Source organism: Pseudoalteromonas sp. Isolate6, from assembly GCF_022398435.1.
GTDB classification, from domain to species: domain Bacteria; phylum Pseudomonadota; class Gammaproteobacteria; order Enterobacterales; family Alteromonadaceae; genus Pseudoalteromonas; species Pseudoalteromonas galatheae.
The window spans coordinates 1-13598 of sequence record NZ_JAKEVK010000044.1 but is presented as its reverse complement, the minus strand read 5'-3'; the positions used below and the strand labels follow the sequence as shown (position 1 = coordinate 13598).

The window sequence follows — 13598 nt, the reverse complement described above, 5'->3', positions numbered from 1 at the left end:
TTATTTAACCTGAGGTTTGGATAAGGAGTGAGCTCACTCACTGTTTTTTAATCACCTTAAACTATCTTCTTATCTAGCCAGAGAGTTTTGAGGATAACTTGGCGAATTTACGCACCAATAGCTGGCTATTGGAAGTGAATTCAACGCAGTTAGTGCTAAAACTGACTGCTAGAAAGGCATTAATTATCCGCGGCTCAGGTTATTTAGTATTAACTGGTGCCTGATTTTAGCTCAAACAACTCTAGTAACGCTGAACGAAGCTGTAGCTTTGGTGTGCCCTCACTGTAAGGCGCTGTTGCAAGCAGCGGACAGTCTAGGCGAAGCTTTAAACTTTCAAGGTTTTCTTCAAATACAGACATTTCAGGGTCAATCTGATTTGCTACCCACCCAACCAAATTCAGTCCTTTTTGCTTGATAGATTCTGCCGTTAAGAATGCGTGATTCAAACAGCCTAGCTTCATGCCAACCACTAAAATTACGGGAAGTTGTGCTCTGACGACCCAATCATACAGATATTCATTGTCGTTAATGGGCAATGCCCAGCCACCTGCACCTTCACATAATATATACTCTGCGCCCAGTTGCTGAATTTCACTAAAGCACTCGTGTAGCTTATCGACTGTGATGTCAACATTTACCTGCTTGGCTGCAATATGCGGGGCAATTGGTGGTGCAAAACAAAATGGGTTAACTTGCTCGTAAGTACCGTGAACCGTCGCAGCTTCCATTAAACTGATAGCATCCACATTCACTAGTTCACCAAATGCCTCTTCAGCATCTGCTGCAATCGGCTTAAAGCCAAAAGCTTTTTTACCGTGCTTGGCCAACAGTTTTAGTAATAAAGTAGAAATATAGGTTTTACCTACCTCAGTGTCGGTCCCAGTTACAAAATATGCTTGATTCATTTCCTTAACTCCAAAAATCCGACTTGATAACTTACATCAAAACCAGTTTCACTCTCAGGGTAGCTGCTCAGCAGCTGAGCGTAGGCTGATTTGCCTAACAAACCTTGTCGACGAGAAGCGGTTTTTACATCGTTGGCACCGATATTTTTTACCGAGCGTAACGCCTTTAACGGCGCGTCATAAGTATCAATCAATAACGCTTCATCCGCCCAAGTCACAGCAAACCCGGCCTGTAGCGCAAAAGATTTAAGTGCAGACAGCGAATAAAATGAATTAATATGGCCACACTGATCGATGGCTCGCCATGCGCTATCAATTTCGTTTAAAGAGCCGTCTAGCACGGAGCTTAGCAACACTCGCCCTTCTTTTTTTAGCACTTCACACAATTGCGCAAACAACGCTTGCGGGGAATTAGACCACTGAATTGCAAAATTACTAAAGACTAAGTCGATACAATTTGACTGAATAGCGAGTTTATCCATATCACAGCAAACACTATTTGTCGTATTTTCAGCGCTTGCTAACATAGCCAAGCTAAGATCCGCTCCAACATAATGATTCGTGAAAGCGTTTAATCTATGAAAGTTTTCATGTGGCCCGCATCCTAAATCGAGCAACCGAGGAAACATACGCACAGCACCAAGCTCGCTATTTTGCTGTGTTAAACGTGAAAAAAGTATATCTGCGGCCTGTTTTTGCACGTTAGCGTGTTGAGAGTATGATTGCGCGGCTTTTGAAAAGCACTTCGCTGTTTGCGTCTTTTGTGCTTTGCTCATGCTCCCTCCACTAAGGCCGAAACCAATTTGTCTATATCTTCGTGACTGTGCTGTGACGTTATTGTTATTCGCAATCGTGCGGTATTTTGCGGCACAGTTGGTGGCCTAATAGCGCCAACCCAAAGCCCCTTTTCCTTTAGCTTATGTTGCGCCGCTAATACATTTTCGCTGCTACCATACACCAGAGGCTGTATGGCCGTATCACTAGGAATGGGAGACAAGTTAGTTTGTGCAACTAACGACTTAAAATAGTCGATGTTTACTTGTAATTTGTGTCTCGCTTCAGATGCAGCAAGCAACTTATTCAATTGGCATAATGCAACGCTTGCCATAATAGGCGACAACGCCGTTGTATAGATAAACTCACGATTAAATTGCGTCATGTAATTTATCACATCATGACTCGCTAATACCGCAGCTCCTTGGCAGCCCATCGCTTTGCCAAAGGTGATCACCAAAATTTCAGGTTTAATGCCGCTTTCAATTGTGCCAAGGCCTTGTGCTCCAACAACACCAAACGCATGAGCATCGTCGACCATCAACCACGCAGAATGAGACTTAGCCAGCACACTGATTTCAGATACTGGCGCTTGGTCTCCATCCATAGAAAACACCCCTTCAGTCACGATGAGTTTACTGTCGGCTTTGGTTTTTTCTAATCGAGACCTTAAGTGCGTCAAATCATTATGATTAAAGCGAACAAACTTAGCACTGCCTGCTAAACCACCGTCTAACAGGCTGGCGTGGTTGAGCTTATCTTGGAACACCGCAGCGCTTAATTGCTTTTCTTGGGGCGTGAACAATGCCTTTAACACACTGGTATTAGCAGCAAAACCGCTTGGAAATAACAGCGCTGCATCATAACCCAAAACGCTACAAAGCTTATCTTCTAGCTGGCGATGAATATCAAGATAACCCGTAACAAGCGCTGAACTTCGGCTTCCGGCTTCAGTGCATGCGAGCGTGTTAAACTCCAACGAGTCTGCAAGCCCTAGGTAATCATTACTAGCAAAGTTAATATATTGCTGATCGGCAACTTTTATTCTACTTGCAGACGCCTTTTCAACCACAATGCGCTTTCTTAGCAACCCTTCAGCGTGACGGGCTGCTAAGGCAGATTGAATATACTCAAACGACATTGATTAGTTGGCTTCGTAAAATAGCTCTGATGTCGCTTTATCTGCAATTGCAGAGCTTAACGATGCCTCATAGGCTTCATCCGAATAATCTTCACGTTTTTCAGGGTTCATCCCAAGTTTTCTGATGAGATTCATATCGGCGTCTGCTTCTGGGTTTTCCGTGGTTAATAGCTTATCACCATAGAAAATTGAGTTAGCACCAGCGAAGAAACACATAGACTGCATCTGTTCATTCATCGCCGTTCTACCTGCTGATAAACGCACGTAACTGTGTGGCATCATGATACGCGCAACCGCGATAGTACGGATAAATTCAAAGTGATCGAGGTCATCAACATTTTCAAGCGGCGTACCTTTAACTTTAACAAGCATATTAATCGGTACACTTTCTGGTTGTTTTGGCAGGTTTGCTAATTGGATCAGCAAGCCATAACGATCAGATGCTTGCTCTCCCATTCCTACAATACCACCAGAGCACACTTTCATTCCTGCATCTCTGACGTGATCAAGGGTATCAAGTCTGTCTTGATAAGTCCTTGTCGTGATAATTTGCTCGTAGTATTCAGGTGAGGTGTCTAAATTATGGTTGTAATAATCGAGGCCCGCTTCTCTTAGCGTGTGCGCTTTTTGATTATCCAATTTACCCAAAGTCATACAGGTTTCGAGGCCTAGCTCTTTAACTTCTTTCACCATTTTGGCGATATAAGGCATATCTCTGTCTTTTGGATCAGACCAAGCGGCGCCCATACAAAAACGTGTCGCGCCCTTTTCTTTCGCCAACTTAGCTTGCGTTACAACCTTTTCCACTTCCATCAAACGCTCACGTTCAAGATCCGTTTTGTAATGACCTGACTGTGGGCAGTATTTGCAATCTTCAGGACAGGCACCCGTTTTGATAGACAGCAAAGTGGAGATTTGAACTTCATTGGGATTGAAGTTTTTGCGGTGAATACTTGCTGCATAAAAAAGTAAGTCGTTAAAAGGCATGGTGAACAGTGTTTTTACTTCTTCATGTGTCCAATCGTGTCTTAGCGCGCCTAATTCCATATTTTCATTCTCTTTTTATTCTTGCCTAAATTTACAACACGAGTATTTTCTAGTGATTAAATTTAGCGCAGTCAAACTGACGGTGATTGGCTTAGTCTACTTCTTAGCTTAGTATTGTCAACGTTACACGTGCCCACAAGGTTTACAAATGAATAATAAAAAAACAATCGATATTGAATTTGATCGCAAGCATATATGGCACCCCTATACATCGATGATTGACCCTCTGCCCGTCTATCCGGCCGCAAGAACATTCGAGAACAAAATTGAGCTTGAAACCGGCGAAACTCTCATTGACGGTATGGCATCCTGGTGGAGTGCTGTGCATGGTTATGGTCATCCAGAAATAATCACGGCGATAAAAAATCAAGCAGACACGATGAGCCATGTTATGTTTGGGGGGCTAACTCATCAGCCTGCCGTGGAATTATGCAAACTACTCGTAGAGCTGACCCCTGCTCCACTTAATCGAGTATTCCTAGCCGACGGTGGCTCAGTTAGTGTTGAAGTTGCAATAAAAATGGCGATCCAATATTGGTTGAGTAAAGGCAAAAAGAACAAGACCCAAATAATGGCAGCCAAAAAAGGCTATCACGGAGATACATTTGCGGCGATGAGCGTTTGCGATCCTGTGAATTCGATGCATGCCATGTACCAAGGTTTTTTACCCGAGCAGGTGTTTGTCGATGCTCCTAAAAGTGAGTTTTACGGCAGCCAAAGTCAAGATGAACTTAGCACGTTAGAAACCGCATTTGCTGCTAATCATGAAAAGGTCGCGGCATTTATCATTGAACCAATAGTGCAAAATGCGGGCGGCATGAACTTCTACCACCCAAAATATCTCAAGGCGCTTCGAGCGCTATGCGATAAGTATGAGGTGCTACTAATTTTAGATGAAATTGCGACTGGGTTTGGCCGTACAGGTAAAATGTTTGCCTGTGAACACGCAGCGATCTCACCGGATATTATGTGTGTAGGCAAAGCGCTTACTGGCGGAAACATGACGCTCGCGGCCACTTTGACAACAGAAGAAGTGGCTTTGGGTATTAGCCAAGGCGAAGCGAAAGTGCTGATGCACGGACCAACTTTTATGGGAAATCCGCTGGCATGTGCCGCCGCTGTAGCTAGTCTCACAATCTTAAAACGCCAAGATACACTGGCCAATATTGAACGAGTCACGAGCGCGCTTAATGCACTCAAGCGCTGTCTTAATCTAAGCGCAGTCACAGATGTTAGAGTCCTTGGTGCGATTGGCGTGGTGGAGGTAGAAAGGGTTGTTGATGTTGCAAAAATCCAAAAATTCTTCATTCAACAAGGTGTATGGATAAGACCTTTTGGCAAGCTAATTTATATTATGCCGCCGTATATCACCTCAAATGAAGACATTGAATCACTTATTGACGCGATTTACGCTGCCATTGAAGGCGAACACTTCTAAAACACTTTAAATTTGGAATTAGGTCTATTTTATGACCTAATTTCGACAATGCAACCTAAAACAATGGCGCATATTCAACAAAATTGCGTTATTTCGAACTTTCCTCGCTTTGTACCTGAAATAACATCAATGGCATGTTACCATGGTCGTTTTTATTATTAGCAAGTGAGAAAAGAGACATATTATCTATGCAGCAAACCGTCAAATTGCAGCCAGCTGAAGCTTATCAGCCCCCTCGTTTTACTGTTTACCAACACCGTCAAATCGATAAGATTGAGCAATTGGATAAACTACCTGAACACCTTCGCTTTCAAATGAAAGTCGTCGCCAATGTATTCCCTTTTCGCGTTAATAACTTTGTGATTGAAGAGCTCATCGATTGGGATAAAGTGCCTAACGACCCCGTTTTTCAGTTAACTTTCCCACAACGTGGCATGCTAGACGATGAGTCTTACGAGCAAATGGCCGACTTGTTAAGTCGCGAACATACCCCAGAAGAAGTGTTTAACCTCGCAACCAAAATTCGTCAAAAGTTAAACCCGCACCCTGCGGGTCAAATGGAAAAAAATGTTCCTGAGTATGAAGGTGAACGCGTAGACGGGATCCAACACAAATATAAAGAAACAGTGTTGTTTTTCCCGTCTCAAGGACAATACTGCCACTCATATTGCACTTTCTGCTTCCGCTGGGCGCAGTTTGTTGGCAAGGCTACCCGATTTAACAATAACGACGCCGAGCTGCTCCACAACTACTTGGCCGAACACACTGAAGTGACCGATCTATTGATGACTGGTGGCGATCCTATGGTAATGCGCACCGTTAAATTGCGTAAATACCTTGAGGCACTAAAAGAGCCAAGGTTTGACCATATTCGCACCATCAGGATCGGCACTAAATCTCTCACTTTTTGGCCATTTAGATACGTCACCGATCCGGACGCACAAGAGTTGTTAGCCTTACTAAAAGAGCTGGTTGATGCCGGAAAGCATGTGTCAATCATGGCACACGTTAACCACAAACAAGAACTGCGTACTGAAGTCACACGTGAAGCGATTAAACTTATCCGCAAAACTGGTGCCCAGATCAGAACACAAGCACCACTTCTAAATAATATAAATGTAGACGCTGATATGTGGGCTAATATGTGGAAAGAGCAAACGCAGCTTGGCATGATCCCCTACTACATGTTTATCGAGCGTGATACCGGCGCTAAGCGTTACTTTGAAATCCCGTTACACAAAACGTGGGAAACATTCCGTGAAGCTTACAAGCAAGTCTCTGGTGTGAGCCGCACAGTTCGAGGCCCTTCAATGAGTGCGGGTCCTGGAAAAGTTGAAGTGTCTGGCGTGACAGAAGTCGCAGGTGAAAAGGTGTTTGTGCTGCGCTTTATTCAAGCACGAAATCCAGACTGGGTGCAGCGTCCGTTCTTTGCCAAATTCGACGAAAATGCCCACTGGCTGGATGACTTAAAACCTGCATTTGGGGAAGAAAAATTCTTCTGGCAGGACGAGTACGACGCCATGTAAATGTAAAAACATCAAAAAAGCCAGAAAATTGCTGGCTTTTATTTTATTTGGCGCATTTAATGGATAGGGGCTGGGCTAACTCATTGCTTATAAAATCACAGTAAATTATTTCCTTATCTAGCCAGAGCGTTTTGCGGACAACTGGCTGTTAAAAGCATTAATTTGGATAAGTCTTAATTATACCTATCAAGTTTGATTGCTACGGCTTAATCAAATCAGACTATCGCATAAGGGCCAAACTTGGCCGTTCAACAGCAACTTCATATCTTAAACCCAATTGCGATAACGGGCACTCAACCAACTCGTATTAGGACAAAAACGCTTTAGGTCGCCGGCTGTGCAAGACAAATTTTGCATAAAAAATTCTAAGGGCTAGCACTTTGGTAATGAGGCCGCTTGTGCCGCATAGTTAGTTGCCGTTAACCAGCTTGTTATGCATTTTTAGAGTTGCCACATTATCTCATTTCTTAGCTTTTGAACGACCTCAACCTTGGGGCCTGCAACCACTGCGTAAACAAAGGTCTTACCTTCTATCCGAGTACATTTTATAGCGGCTCTATTATTTGAATAATTCCCATACACAAACTCCCCGTGGGAGCTTTTGACAACCCCGACGAATCCAAGTGATGACAATATTTCCATACTTTTATTCGCGCATTTAGATTCACTTATATCCAGTAATTTATGGTCAGACCAAATTTGTGGTGGAAATTCCTTTTGTATGGTCACCACTTCGCTAATACTAGGCTCTTGATCAATACTTCTCGGTTGATTAATAGCACAACCTGAAACGATCATCAAGATCGAACTGAAGATAATCCATTTCATATTTACTGACACTCCGTTCATGCATAACGCCTTAATAAACAGCGGGAAATAGCAGACTAAACTAAGCAAAGAATAAGCGCAAGCCTGCTGCTTTGCGTCCACTGTTTAATTAGTTTGTATGGGGTACAACTTAATTCATTAATAGTCGTGGGTGTCTTTATTTTCCTCTATTTATTTTCCTCTATTTATTTTCCTCTAGCGTAGAGCGCTATAATGATTGGCCYTGTTAGATTAACGTGGATCACCTTTTACTCTAGTTACTATTGGCTTATTAACGCCCTTTATAATTTCAACTTTTGATAGATAACTATCTGCAGACCAATCGCAATCCCAAGCAAAATCTTCAAATATTAATTTATTGTCCTCTTCTATAAGTAAGAACACAGGATCATGAGCTCCGCAGCGTCCAGTCGCACTATAACCGGCTGGTTTATGTAAAATTTTGTACACCTTTTCACCCAGCTTACATTCTTTTATAGTCGATTTTATTTTCTTTTTATATTGCGCATATCCTTCTTCATTCCACCCAAAGTAAAGCTGAATCACGTACTTATCCTCGAAACATTTACCCTCCCAGCCACTATAAAACTCGTCAGCAAATGTAAACGAAGAGAAAATAGACAACAGAATAACTAAAAACGAATATGTGTTTCTCACAACTTCTCCTAATTTAAATGAAAATCTAACGCCCAAATATGGGATGTGGATGCGAGAATGGCGAAGCCGCCCGTGTATTTGCGTCCCAGCCCACCCTGACGGGCGACATAATTTGATTGTTATATCTCAATTTAAAAACTTCCACCGACTTTCTTTGAAAATTCTTCTGATTTAGTTTCAATCACATACTTGCCTAAAGTAAGAGCATATCCTTGAACACTAGAGCTCTCTTCCTCTGACGAACCATCGATGGAATACATGCGAAAATCAGTTGGGTCGGTTTTTGATTGCCATATTCCGCCCATCAAGCGTGAGGTACACTCTCCCGTTTTACCTTGCGTTCCCATACAGGCTGAATAGTTTGAACCTTCAAAATAATAACCTGATTCGTCTTGATATTTTGCGATATAGCTACCTTTTTTAACTCCAAAAAACCAAGTAACCATACCTTTTCTCACTTGATAGATATTGTCACTTTCCAAGCCTATAACTCTATTTGGTTGATACTCTGTCAAGTTGTACTTAGATTGGAACGTCGGTATTCATGCACATCTCGTTGCAACAAAAACAACTACAGCCAAAATCCAAAACTTCATGCTTAGCCCCTTTCAACAATGAGATATAACGCCGCAAATAAACGGCTAAAATAATTGGCTAAAATTTGTGAGATACGAACAAAGCCAACTGTTTTTTGTCCGTACTTTTAATTTGCTTTTTTGTTGTATCACAATTTACACAATACATTTTGACTAGTCCCATTACCATACAACTTTAACCTTTCTGTACCACCTGTTTTTTCAAAAAACTCTTGTAATGTAATTTCTTTTTGCTCGTAGCTCATTAGGTGCCATAAACCGTAAAACCCTTTGAACCAAAAGTAATAGAACATAGTTCCGACGACTAATAGTAAATATACAGATTTTCCTGCTTTTTGTTTGTACTTTATGCCACAATAAAAAAACCAAATACAGCTAAATATCGCCAGAATAAAAAATGCAGAGAAAGGTGTTATTACAGTATCAGAGTTACTCCAAATAGAGCTTAGGCAAGTGAAGTCTCTATCTGACACCATTGAGAAAATTAAAGTAATTTTAAAGAAGAAATACAACAACACGGTAATGAAGACGGCATATAAAATACCGCTTTCCCTACACTCTTTCTTATTCACACTTGACCTCACAAAGTAACAAATCGCTGAAACAAATCACTGACACCTGAAACAAATCACTGACACCCACTATCACAACAAATCACTGACACCCACTATTAATTTGCACCTTCCTAAGATACCGCCTAAGCTTTAACTCTGCACTCAAAGGATTGAGGAAACTAAACTATGGCTACTGCCCGTAAAAGACAAATCAGTTTAACCGACACCAAATACTATCACTGTATCTCCCGTTGCGTAAGGCGCGCGTTTCTGTGCGGTGAAGATAAATTTACTGGTAAATCATATGAACACCGCCGTGATTGGGTTGAAGAAAAGCTATTGATGTTGAGGTCTGTGTTTTGTATTGATGTCTGTGCTTATGCGGTGATGAGTAATCACACTCATATTGTTTTATATGTTGATGATAAAAAGGCTAAGCGCCTGTCGGATAAAGCAGTTGTGATACGATGGCACAAGCTGTTTAAAGGTAATTGGGTAAGCCAAAAATTTATTGAAGGTGAAATCACTCAAATCACTGACACCCACCACTAATTTGCACCTTCCTAAGATACCGCCTAAACTTTGAATCTACATTCAAAGGATTGAGGAAACCAAATTATGGCAACTGCCCGTAAAAAGCAAATCAGTTTAACCGACACCAAATACTACCACTGTATCTCCCGCTGCGTAAGGCGCGCCTTTCTGTGCGGTGAAGATAAACTTACAGGCAAATCATACGAACACCGCCGGGATTGGGTTGAGGAAAAGCTCTTGATGTTGGGCTCCGTGTTTTGTATTGATATTTGTGCTTATGCCGTTATGAGTAATCACGCTCACATTGTTTTATATGTTGATGATAAAAAGGCTAGGCGCCTGTCGGATAAAGCAGTTGTGATACGGTGGCACAAGCTGTTTAAAGGTAATTGGGTAAGCCAAAAATTTATTGAAGGTGAGCCACTCAATGAGTCGGAGCAGTTGATATTCGATGAGCTAGTTGATAAGTACAAAGAAAGGCTCGCAGATATTAGCTGGTTTATGCGGGTACTCAACGAAGACATCGCCCGCCGAGCAAATAAAGAAGATAATTGTACAGGCCGGTTTTGGGAAGGACGATTCAAATCCCAAGCACTACTAGACGAGGCTGCATTGGCTGCTTGTCTCGCTTACGTAGACCTAAACCCCATTAGAGCCAAAATTACCGCAACGCCTGAAACCTCAGACTACACCAGCATCAAAAAGCGCATTGACCACGCAAAGCTGGGCAAACAACCAAAAAGTCTATTACGCTTTGCTGGCAGCCCACGAAAACATATGCCAAAAGGCCTGCCTTTTGAACTCAAACCCTATATCGAATTAGTTGAACTCACTAGCCAGTGCATGCGCGCCGATAAACGCGGTTATATCTTTGAGTCTCAACCCATACTCACTCGATTAAATATAGAGCCTGAGAACTGGATAAAACTTACTACGCAATTTTCTCGGGTATTCCACGGTGCTGTTGGTCGAGAGCGAAAAATAACCGCTTACTGTGAAACATTGCAAAAACGACGACGGACAAACCTAACAAACTGCGAGCGCTTGCTGGCTTAATAAAACTCACATTCTCAATTCTAGAATTTCTTACTGCTGTATTTGCAGCGCGTTGTTGTGCGCGATAACTCAGTTTTAGTGTAGAGATATGCCTAGGCGCTAAAAATTGGTCTATCTAAAAACGTTTTTGTACCCAGTAAGTGAGGTGTTTACATACTTTTTTACTTCACTACCTTAGTTTGGATGCTAATTGTGATGGGTGTCACTTGTTTCGCACTGTGAAACATTGCAAAAAAGACGACGGATAAATCTAACAAATTGCGAGAGTTTGTTGGCTTAATAAAACGAGCGCTATCAACTCGGAAATCTATAACTGTTGTATTTACAGCGCTTTGTCGTGCGCAATAACTCAGTTTTGATGTAGCGATACGCATACCCGCCAAAGGTCACCCTATCTAAGAACGCTTTTTGTCCATATTCTTTAAGTGTTTCCGCACGTTTTAATCTCACTTTGCCAGCTCAGATACAAATAACGGTGGGTGTCTTCAATTATACTACTCCGAAAAACGCTTTTGTACCCAGTAAGTGGGGTTTTACATGCTTTTTTACTTCACTAGCTTAGTTTGGATACTAATTGTGATGGGTGTCACTTGTTTTTCCGCGCAGTTTTGCCAAAGTGACTGAAAATAATGTTTTTCCTAATCCAGCTGCACCTGATACAAGCAAGAAATTTGAGGACTCAAGTGTTCGAACCGCATTGCTCAACAACTCGTCACAGAACAGCAATTCATTGTCTATAGACGTTGTAAAGTTACTCCTACCGTACCTCTCGATAAAATCGTCAACGTTCAATAATTGACCGGTATCTAAAGGTAAATCTAAATAAGTTTCCGACAAGACGGGATAGGAATTTTTAATACTTAATGAAATTGAGTCAAGTCCATTAAGCGTTAGCATCACCCCTCTATCGTAGCAAAGAGTTCTGAGTTGGTTGATTTCTTCCGTTGATAGTTTACCCAGATAGCATATGATTATTTCACTGATTTTATCTACTGGAATGCTCGTTTTATTTTCGTCAAAGCACTTTTCAATGTCGTCCCTTAATTTGTTCGCTAGTCGATTCTGCTGAATTGTATACTCTGAAAAAATATATTTTCCATTTGCCTGCATCACCAAACAGTCGGGTGTTCCTTTAACCACTCTATCGGTAATATCCATCATTCCGATTGGGTTTATATTTTCATACCCCTTTCGATACAGCCAATCATCACAGAGTCTTTGAAATTTTCCGCCTTCCATTTCAAGCAACTTAGATTTTATTTGGTTTTGACTTCCCATAATCCCTCTGTGTGGACATAAATTCTAAAAATTAGGTAGCTGGATCTGAATGCCCTATAACGCCCCGATATGGGGCGCAAAATGCATGGCTATAATTAGCGAGGTACGAGCGCAGCCATGCTTTTTGCGTCCTTACCATTATAGGTTTGTTATATTTTACTATTACACCAATTATCAAACCGCTGCGCAAACTCTAAAGAAATATAAAAAAAGCCACCGACAATGAACGCAATTGGTACTGTCCATAATTCATTATTCCACTTCAAAGTTACACAAAGCCAAAATAAGCCAACTGTAGTAGCTCCTGCAATAGCATTCGTTACATGCGAACCTTTTGAGTGTTTAATAGGCAATGTTAACTTAGCAATTCCACGAGCCAACTCTCCAGAACCAATACAACCTATAAAATAACCGCTTAGTTCAAAGTTAACATTAAATTGCCAACCAAAAAGTGGGAATATTAGCCATAGGAATAAGAATCCAATTCCGTAAGCTGCTGCAAAAACAAGAACAGTTAAAGCGGAATGTAACTCTTGTCTAGTTTGGCTATATAGGTATTTAATTACTGCTCCAAACATTTTATTGACTCAGACTCTCCGTAAAATATAACGCCCGCTTAATGGGCAAATAATGCTTGGCTAAAATATTGAGCGAAGCGAACAAAGCCAAGCATTATTTGTCCACTTTTTGAAGCGCTTGTTAGGTACTTGGTGATACTACCCAGAGTACATTGACCTCTTTTGGAAGGAACTCAAGATCTAAGCCACAAACCTCACCTTGATTACTTAGAACTGCCCAAGAGGCGCTAGTGTTTTCAAAGTTGATGTCTGAGTCTAAATCTATAGGTGAGAGTTTATGGCCAAGTGAAATTAAATCAGAAACGATACTTTCACATTCATTCAAATAGGCCTCTCGGCGTAATTTATCATTTAGGTAAACAGAATTTATTGCTCCAGAATTTTTAACAAAACTTGGATGCGTGATTTTTGTTAACGCTAATTCGATTCTCGCCTCTAATTCTGTTCTCAAATCTCGAAGCAAAGATTGCATACTTTCAAATGAAGATTTTTTCATTTGTTCGAGGCTAAATTTTTCGTCCATGCTCAAGAAGTACCTAACATTTTATTCGTGCGCATGCGCGTTTACCTCGTTGGGCCAGTGAAAACGCGCACAGTTAACTATCAGTATGCAAAGAACTTATCAGCATTCTGCTAAATATACCATCTGGAAAAATGCGCATGCGCGTTTCCCAAACCTATTATTT

Annotated in this window: 14 protein-coding genes and 1 pseudogene; 4 read left to right on the top strand and 11 right to left on the bottom strand. The window is 41.5% G+C overall.

Annotated elements, in window-relative coordinates; genetic code table 11:
- Positions 1–209: 209 nt before the first annotated feature.
- From bioD to bioB, 4 genes are read right to left on the bottom strand one after another with little or no spacing between them, the layout of a single operon-like run.
- Positions 210–905, bottom strand: a complete 696-nt coding sequence (bioD, locus tag L1D50_RS08835) for a dethiobiotin synthase (protein ID WP_128728130.1) — start codon at positions 903–905, stop codon at positions 210–212.
- Positions 902–1681, bottom strand: a complete 780-nt coding sequence (locus L1D50_RS08830; protein ID WP_239965896.1) for a methyltransferase domain-containing protein — start codon at positions 1679–1681, stop codon at positions 902–904. The genes bioD and L1D50_RS08830 overlap by 4 nt, the downstream gene beginning before the upstream one ends.
- A complete protein-coding gene (locus tag L1D50_RS08825; RefSeq protein ID WP_239965895.1) occupies positions 1678–2820 on the bottom strand; it encodes an 8-amino-7-oxononanoate synthase in 1143 nt (380 codons plus the stop codon). Before L1D50_RS08825 ends, L1D50_RS08830 begins: the two co-directional genes overlap by 4 nt.
- Before the next feature lie 3 nt (positions 2821–2823).
- On the bottom strand, positions 2824–3867 hold the full coding sequence (gene bioB, locus L1D50_RS08820) for a biotin synthase BioB (protein WP_010379433.1): 1044 nt from the start codon (positions 3865–3867) through the stop codon (positions 2824–2826).
- Between the two features lie 148 nt (positions 3868–4015).
- Here bioB and bioA point away from each other — a divergent pair, with 148 nt between their 5' ends.
- Both bioA and L1D50_RS08810 read left to right on the top strand, forming a co-directional pair.
- Positions 4016–5305 carry an adenosylmethionine--8-amino-7-oxononanoate transaminase gene (gene bioA, locus L1D50_RS08815; RefSeq protein ID WP_239965894.1) on the top strand — a complete coding sequence of 430 codons (1290 nt, stop codon included), beginning with the start codon at positions 4016–4018 and terminating at the stop codon, positions 5303–5305.
- 188 nt (positions 5306–5493) lie between these two features.
- On the top strand, positions 5494–6831 hold the full coding sequence (locus L1D50_RS08810; RefSeq protein ID WP_239965893.1) for a lysine 2,3-aminomutase: 1338 nt from the start codon (positions 5494–5496) through the stop codon (positions 6829–6831).
- 441 nt (positions 6832–7272) lie between these two features.
- On the opposite strand, the gene L1D50_RS08805 is transcribed toward L1D50_RS08810, so the two are convergent.
- From L1D50_RS08805 to L1D50_RS08790, 4 genes are all read right to left on the bottom strand, one after another.
- Complete coding sequence (locus L1D50_RS08805) at positions 7273–7659, bottom strand: hypothetical protein (protein ID WP_102057865.1); 387 nt, start codon at positions 7657–7659, stop codon at positions 7273–7275.
- 231 nt (positions 7660–7890) lie between these two features.
- The gene (locus L1D50_RS08800; RefSeq protein ID WP_239965892.1) at positions 7891–8316 is read right to left on the bottom strand and encodes a hypothetical protein; all 426 of its coding nucleotides are present in this window, start codon (positions 8314–8316) and stop codon (positions 7891–7893) included.
- A gap of 131 nt (positions 8317–8447) precedes the next feature.
- On the bottom strand, positions 8448–8831 hold the full coding sequence (locus L1D50_RS08795; protein ID WP_128728137.1) for a hypothetical protein: 384 nt from the start codon (positions 8829–8831) through the stop codon (positions 8448–8450).
- Positions 8832–9040: 209 nt separating this feature from the next.
- Positions 9041–9484 carry a hypothetical protein gene (locus L1D50_RS08790; RefSeq protein ID WP_128728138.1) on the bottom strand — a complete coding sequence of 148 codons (444 nt, stop codon included), beginning with the start codon at positions 9482–9484 and terminating at the stop codon, positions 9041–9043.
- 168 nt (positions 9485–9652) lie between these two features.
- On the opposite strand from L1D50_RS08790, the pseudogene L1D50_RS08785 reads away from it, so the two are divergent.
- A pseudogene (locus tag L1D50_RS08785) lies at positions 9653–9988 on the top strand (transposase); the annotation flags it as partial.
- Between the two features lie 96 nt (positions 9989–10084).
- Entirely contained in the window at positions 10085–11056 is a 972-nt protein-coding gene (locus L1D50_RS08780) for a transposase (RefSeq protein ID WP_239965891.1), read from the top strand.
- Between the two features lie 570 nt (positions 11057–11626).
- Here the strand turns inward: L1D50_RS08780 and L1D50_RS08775 are convergent.
- The 3 genes from L1D50_RS08775 to L1D50_RS08765 form a co-directional block, all read right to left on the bottom strand.
- Positions 11627–12334 carry a hypothetical protein gene (locus L1D50_RS08775; RefSeq protein ID WP_239965890.1) on the bottom strand — a complete coding sequence of 236 codons (708 nt, stop codon included), beginning with the start codon at positions 12332–12334 and terminating at the stop codon, positions 11627–11629.
- Between the two features lie 149 nt (positions 12335–12483).
- Positions 12484–12912 (bottom strand): hypothetical protein, encoded by a 429-nt coding sequence (locus L1D50_RS08770; RefSeq protein WP_102058329.1) that lies wholly within the window; start codon positions 12910–12912, stop codon positions 12484–12486.
- Between the two features lie 121 nt (positions 12913–13033).
- Positions 13034–13435 carry a hypothetical protein gene (locus L1D50_RS08765; protein ID WP_239965889.1) on the bottom strand — a complete coding sequence of 134 codons (402 nt, stop codon included), beginning with the start codon at positions 13433–13435 and terminating at the stop codon, positions 13034–13036.
- Between the last annotated feature and the right edge of the window lie 163 nt (positions 13436–13598).

What these genes read in the sequence shown, in the direction of transcription:
- L1D50_RS08780 (WP_239965891.1), top strand. Translation starts at nt 10,085, where the DNA reads ATGGCAACTGCCCGTAAAAAGCAAATCAGTTTAACCGACACCAAATAC.
- bioA (WP_239965894.1), top strand. Translation starts at nt 4,016, where the DNA reads ATGAATAATAAAAAAACAATCGATATTGAATTTGATCGCAAGCATATA.
- L1D50_RS08830 (WP_239965896.1), bottom strand. Translation starts at nt 1,681, where the DNA reads ATGAGCAAAGCACAAAAGACGCAAACAGCGAAGTGCTTTTCAAAAGCC.
- L1D50_RS08775 (WP_239965890.1), bottom strand. Translation starts at nt 12,334, where the DNA reads ATGGGAAGTCAAAACCAAATAAAATCTAAGTTGCTTGAAATGGAAGGC.
- L1D50_RS08825 (WP_239965895.1), bottom strand. Translation starts at nt 2,820, where the DNA reads ATGTCGTTTGAGTATATTCAATCTGCCTTAGCAGCCCGTCACGCTGAA.
- bioD (WP_128728130.1), bottom strand. Translation starts at nt 905, where the DNA reads ATGAATCAAGCATATTTTGTAACTGGGACCGACACTGAGGTAGGTAAA.
- bioB (WP_010379433.1), bottom strand. Translation starts at nt 3,867, where the DNA reads ATGGAATTAGGCGCGCTAAGACACGATTGGACACATGAAGAAGTAAAA.
- L1D50_RS08765 (WP_239965889.1), bottom strand. Translation starts at nt 13,435, where the DNA reads ATGGACGAAAAATTTAGCCTCGAACAAATGAAAAAATCTTCATTTGAA.
- L1D50_RS08805 (WP_102057865.1), bottom strand. Translation starts at nt 7,659, where the DNA reads ATGAAATGGATTATCTTCAGTTCGATCTTGATGATCGTTTCAGGTTGT.
- L1D50_RS08810 (WP_239965893.1), top strand. Translation starts at nt 5,494, where the DNA reads ATGCAGCAAACCGTCAAATTGCAGCCAGCTGAAGCTTATCAGCCCCCT.
- L1D50_RS08770 (WP_102058329.1), bottom strand. Translation starts at nt 12,912, where the DNA reads ATGTTTGGAGCAGTAATTAAATACCTATATAGCCAAACTAGACAAGAG.